The 5,449-nt window shown below is 56.7% G+C and carries 6 protein-coding genes; 3 read left to right on the top strand and 3 right to left on the bottom strand.

The features are described from left to right. Positions 1-91: 91 nt before the first annotated feature. The gene (locus tag BDE01S_RS08000) at positions 92-880 is read right to left on the bottom strand and encodes a DsbC family protein (RefSeq protein WP_066079875.1); all 789 of its coding nucleotides are present in this window, start codon (positions 878-880) and stop codon (positions 92-94) included. 180 nt (positions 881-1,060) lie between these two features. On the opposite strand from BDE01S_RS08000, the gene BDE01S_RS07995 reads away from it, so the two are divergent. Continuing rightward, positions 1,061-1,993, top strand: a complete 933-nt coding sequence (locus BDE01S_RS07995) for an AEC family transporter (RefSeq protein ID WP_066079872.1) — start codon at positions 1,061-1,063, stop codon at positions 1,991-1,993. A 150-nt stretch (positions 1,994-2,143) separates the two neighbouring features. Here BDE01S_RS07995 and BDE01S_RS07990 read toward each other — a convergent pair whose 3' ends face one another. Beyond that, a complete protein-coding gene (locus BDE01S_RS07990) occupies positions 2,144-2,749 on the bottom strand; it encodes a nitroreductase family protein (RefSeq protein ID WP_066079869.1) in 606 nt (201 codons plus the stop codon). A 42-nt stretch (positions 2,750-2,791) separates the two neighbouring features. Further along, complete coding sequence (locus BDE01S_RS07985; RefSeq protein WP_066079867.1) at positions 2,792-3,187, bottom strand: DoxX family protein; 396 nt, start codon at positions 3,185-3,187, stop codon at positions 2,792-2,794. Between the two features lie 121 nt (positions 3,188-3,308). Here BDE01S_RS07985 and BDE01S_RS07980 point away from each other — a divergent pair, with 121 nt between their 5' ends. After that, positions 3,309-4,205, top strand: a complete 897-nt coding sequence (locus BDE01S_RS07980; RefSeq protein WP_066079864.1) for a LysR family transcriptional regulator — start codon at positions 3,309-3,311, stop codon at positions 4,203-4,205. 146 nt (positions 4,206-4,351) lie between these two features. Continuing rightward, entirely contained in the window at positions 4,352-5,413 is a 1,062-nt protein-coding gene (gene rffG, locus BDE01S_RS07975; protein ID WP_066079861.1) for a dTDP-glucose 4,6-dehydratase, read from the top strand. Positions 5,414-5,449: the final 36 nt, after the last annotated feature.

Below are 5,449 nucleotides of genomic sequence, written 5' to 3'. Positions count from 1 at the left end.
TAGTTGTCGAACACGAAAAAAGCCGTCTGAAAAACCTGCGGCAGGCTTTTTTCAGACGGCCCTGCTGCGGCCGAATGCGCCGCAAGCCTGATTACTGCTGGTTTTGCTCGATGATTTCTTTCAGCATCGGCATCGGGCTGTAACCGCTTTGCGTGCGGCCGTTCGGGAACACCAAAGTCGGCGTGCCGTTGAAGCCCAGCTGCTCGCCCAGCGAGGTGGTTTCGGCGACCGGATTGTCGCAGCCGCCCGCGCCAGCCGGCATTTTGCCGCTACGCATCCAGTCGGTCCACGCCTTGGTGCGGTCGGGCTGACACCAGATGATTTCCGCTTTGCGTGCGGCATCGGGGTGCAGGCTGGCAATCGGCATCAGGAAGGTGTAAATCGTAACGTCGGTCATTTTGGCAAATTCTGCTTCCAAGCGGCGGCAGAACGGGCAGTCGGGGTCGGAGAACACGGCGATTTGAAGCTTGCCGTTGCCGCGCACTTCTTTAATCGCTTTGTCCAGCGGCAGGCTGGAGAAGTCGATTTTGTTCAAATCGGCGGCGCGCTCGTCGGTGAGGCTTTTTTGAGTGTTGACGTCAATCAGGTCGCCCACCAGCATATAGTCGCCCTTGGCATCGGTATAGACAATCTGCTTGCCGCTGACGACGACTTCATACAGGCCGCCGACGGGTGTTTCTGCCACGCTGATGACTTTCAGCCCTTGGTCGGCATAGGTTTTTTCCAGCTTGGCTTTCAAAGATTCGGCAACGCTGCTGCCGGCGGCTTTGCCCGATGCGGCTTTGGCGGCCGGTGCACTGCCTGCCTGATCGGCCTGCCCGCAGGCGGCCAGCGGCAGCAGCAGGAAAGGCAGCAGAATACGGCTCAATGTTTTATTCATAGCGTAATATGTCGTTGTTATTCGGAAAGCGGTATTGTATAGTGAATTCAAATAAAAAATCTACAGCGTTGTCTGCGCCTGGTCGTACTACTTATACAACAAAGCACACAGCCGACACCGTAGATTTTTTATCGGTATTCGCTATACAATGACAGCCCGCCTTTTCTGCCCTAATCCGCTATGGAAACCGCCCTGCTGCTTGCCGGAAAAATCACCGAGCTGACCCTGATTGTGCTGATGGGTTTTGCGCTGGTGAAATGCAAACTGCTGAAATCCGAGCAAAGCTATCCGCTTTCGGTCATCGCCCTTTATTTAATCAGCCCCTCTGTTATGCTGCACGCGTTCCAAACGGATTACACGCCGGAAACCGCCGCCGGGCTGTGGCTCTCGCTCAAGCTCGCGGTGGCGTTTCACATTGTTTTAATCCTCTTAGGCAGGCTGCTGAAACGCTGCTTCCGGCTCGATGCGCTGGAGCAGGCGGCGATGGTTTATACCAATTCGGGCAATCTGATTATTCCTTTGGTTGCGTCGATTTTCGGGCCGAAAATGGTGATTTACACCAGCGGCTTCATTATTGTGCAGATGTTTTTGTTTTGGACGCACCTGCGCCTGCTGCTGTGCGGCAGCGGGGCTTTGTCGTGGAAAACCATTCTGACCAATGTCAACATTCTTTCCATGCTGGCGGGCGTGTGCTTGTTTGCCCTGCAGATTAAGCTGCCCGCCGCCATTGATGGCGCGCTGGCAACGGTCGGCAGCATGATCGGCCCGGTGGCCATGCTGGTGGCGGGGATGCTGATTGCGTCACTGCCGCTGAAAAAAGTGGTGTTGTCGAAAAGGATTTATCTGATTGCCCTGCTGCGGCTGGCGGTCATTCCCCTGCTGCTGCTCCTGCTGGTGAAAGTTTCGGGCATCGCGGGCGGCGGCGGGCTAAAGGACACGGTGATACTCATCAGCTTCCTTGCCACCATCAGCCCGGCGGCGGCCACGGTCACGCAGATGGCGCTGGTTTACGGGCGCGATGCCGATAAAGCCAGCGCGATTTACGGCATGACGACTTTGCTGTGCATCATCACTATGCCGCTGATGATTGCGCTCTATCAGTGGCTGGTTTAGCGGCGGTGCAATCAAAAAAAAGCCGTCTGAAAAACGCGCGGCAATCTACGGATTGCGGCTTTTTTCAGACGGCCTTTTTGTCAATTCATAAGAGAAAAACGGAATGCGGCAGAGTATCCCGCATTCCGTTTTTTATTTTAACGGCGTTGCTTACGCACCAACCACTTTCAGACGCTCATCCAACGGTGCAAACTGTTTTTCACCCGCAGGCGCGGCGATACCGCCGATAACCATTTGCGCGCGCAGCTTCCAGCTCTCCGGCAGGCCGTATTCTTTGGCGATGGCGGCGTCCGGCAGCGGATTGTAGTGTTGCAGGTTGGCGCCCACGCCCGCAGCGGCCAGCGTGGTCCACAAAGCGTATTGCGTCATGGCGTTGGCATGGTCGGCCCATACCGGGAAATTTTCGGCATAAGACGGGAACTGCTCCTGCAGACCTTTTACGACATCCTGGTCTTCAAAAAACAGAATGGTCGCCGCCGCCGCTTTAAACATTACCAGCTTTTGCGCGGTCGGCTCGAATTTGTCGGCAGGCACGATGGCGCGCAAAGCGTCTTCGACAAAGCCCCATACTTTTTCATGCTCAGCACCGAAAGCCACGACTACGCGGGTAGATTGCGAGTTGAACGAAGACGGCGTGTGCAATACCGCGTGCTCGACGATTTTGGTGATTTCTTCGTTGGACACCGGCAGATTTTTGTTTAAAGCGTAAATACTGCGGCGCACTTCCGCCGCTTGTTGCAAATCTTGATAAGCCATAACGGGCTCCTTTATATAAAAACGGAAAACGGAAAAAGGACTTTATTGTTTGTTGAACTGATTGTCCAGCGCCCAAGCGCCCGCGCCGGCTGCGGCAATATACAGGAAAATGAAGCAGAAGAGCGCGGCAGGCTCGCCGCCGTTCATAAACGGCACCAGCGGCATGGACGAAGCGTGGCCGATGAAATACGCCGCCGCCATCTGACCCGACAGCACAAAGGCCACCGGACGGGTAAACAGACCCAGCAGCAGCAACAGGCCGCCGACCACTTCCAAAATCCCGGCCACGCCGTACATCGAAGCCAGCTGCAGGCCGTCGAACATTTCCACATGCGGAATACCGAACAGCTTGGCCGTACCGTGCAGCATAAACATATACGCCGCAGTGATACGCAATACCGACAGCAAAACCGGCTGGAATTTGTTTAAAAAGTTCATAGCGTTTTTCTCTTGATATAGATGTATTGGGTGAAGCATTGAGTATGGCTGCCAGTATAGATAGTTTCCCCGCGTTAATATATACTGATTTTATTGAAACAACTTTTCCCGATAGGAAATCATGGATACGCTGTTCAGCATGAAAGTCTTCCGCCAGGTGGTGCAAAACGGCAGCTTCACCCGCGCCGCCGAGCAGCTCGACATCTCCACCGCCATGGCCAGCAAACACGTCAGCCATCTGGAAAACACTATTCAGGCCAAGCTGCTGCACCGCAACAGCCGCAACCTGCACCTGACTGAAGCGGGCGAAGAATACTACCGCCAATGCAGCTACGCTCTCGACACGCTGGATACCGCCGCGCAAGTGGCTGCGGGCGGCACCGACAAGCCGCAGGGCACGCTGCGCGTGACCATGCCTTTGTGGTTTGCCAACAAGCTGCTGAGCCGCTGGCTGGTGGAATACCGCCGGCGCTATCCCGAAGTGACGCTCGATTTGGTGCTCGACAACCGCCATATCGACCTGATTGCCGAAGGTTTCGACCTCGCCCTGCGCGTCGCCAAAACCCCTTCGCCCTCACTGATTGTGAAACCGCTGGCCAAAATCGAATTTGTGCTGGTGGCCGCGCCCGACTATCTGGCCGAACACGGCACGCCCGCCACACCCGAAGAAGTGATGCGCCACCAGGCCGTTTTGCCCAGCTATACCGACCAGCGCCATCTCGAAGTCGTACACCGCCAAAGCGGGCGCACCGCCGTCATCGACCTGCAGCCCGCCATGCAGACCGACAACACCTTAATGGTGCGCTCGCTGGTGAAATCCGGCGGCGGCATCGGCTACCAGCCTTTATGGGCAGTGCAGAAAGACTTGGACGACGGCAGCCTGGTGCGCCTGCTGCCCGATTACCTGCTGGCCTGCGAGCAGCTCAACGCCGCCTATGTCGACCGCACTTTTCTCAGCGCCAAAGTCCGCAGCTTTATTGATTTTCTCACGGAGAAAATCCACAGCGAGGGCATCTGACCCGCCCGCCGCGCCGCCCATAGCTTCTTTCTAAGGCACTTTTAAAATGATACAATCGGAGCAAGCACGCGGCTCGGCCTAGTGCCCGCCACAGGCGCGGCAGGCGGCAGCCTTTATCTTTCATTTTTGTTCGAACACAGCACACCATGAAAAAAATCCTCGTTACCGGCGGTGCCGGCTTTATCGGTTCGGCGGTGGTCCGCCACATCATCAACGACACGCAGGACAGCGTCGTCAACCTCGACAAGCTCACCTACGCCGGCAACCTGGAAAGCCTCGACAGCGTGGCCGCCGACCCGCGCTACGCATTCGAGCAGGCCGACATCTGCGACCGCGCCGCACTCGACCGCATCTTTGCCGAACACCAACCCGATTTGATAATGCATCTGGCCGCAGAAAGCCATGTCGACCGCTCCATCGACGGCCCGGCCGCCTTTATCGAAACCAACATCGTCGGCACCTACACCCTCTTGGAAGCCGCGCGCGCCTATTGGCAAACCATGCCGTCTGAAAAACAGGCCGCCTTCCGTTTCCACCATATTTCCACCGACGAAGTGTACGGCGACCTGCACGGCACAGACGATCTCTTCACCGAAACCACACCCTACGCCCCGTCCAGCCCCTACTCCGCCTCCAAAGCAGGCAGCGACCACTTGGTACGCGCCTGGCTGCGTACTTTCGGCTTGCCGACGATTGTCACCAACTGCTCCAACAACTACGGCCCCTACCATTTCCCCGAAAAACTGATTCCGCTGATGATTCTCAACGCGCTCGACGGCAAACCCCTGCCCGTTTACGGCGACGGCATGCAGATTCGCGACTGGCTCTACGTTGAAGACCACGCCCGCGCCTTATACAAAGTCGTCACCGAAGGCGAAATCGGCGAAACCTACAACATCGGCGGCCACAACGAAAAAGCCAATATCGAAGTCGTCAAAACCATCTGCGCCCTGCTGGAAGAATTCCGCCCCGAAAAACCGGCAGGCGTTGCCAAATACGAAGACCTGATTACCTACGTCAAAGACCGCCCCGGCCACGACGTGCGCTACGCCATCGACGCCGCCAAAATCGGCCGCGAGCTGGGCTGGAAGCCGCAGGAAACCTTTGAAAGCGGCATCCGCAAAACCGTACAATGGTATTTGGACAACACCGAATGGTGGCAGCACGTACTCGACGGCTCCTACAACCGCGAACGTTTGGGCGCATAACGCCCCGCCCGTTTTTCAGACGGCCTACAATCAGAG

The organism is Bergeriella denitrificans NBRC 102155, from assembly GCF_001592185.1.
GTDB classification, from domain to species: Bacteria; Pseudomonadota; Gammaproteobacteria; order Burkholderiales; family Neisseriaceae; genus Neisseria; species Neisseria denitrificans.
The sequence above is the reverse complement of the archived record's forward strand: the minus strand, read 5'-3'. Positions and strand labels throughout refer to the sequence as shown.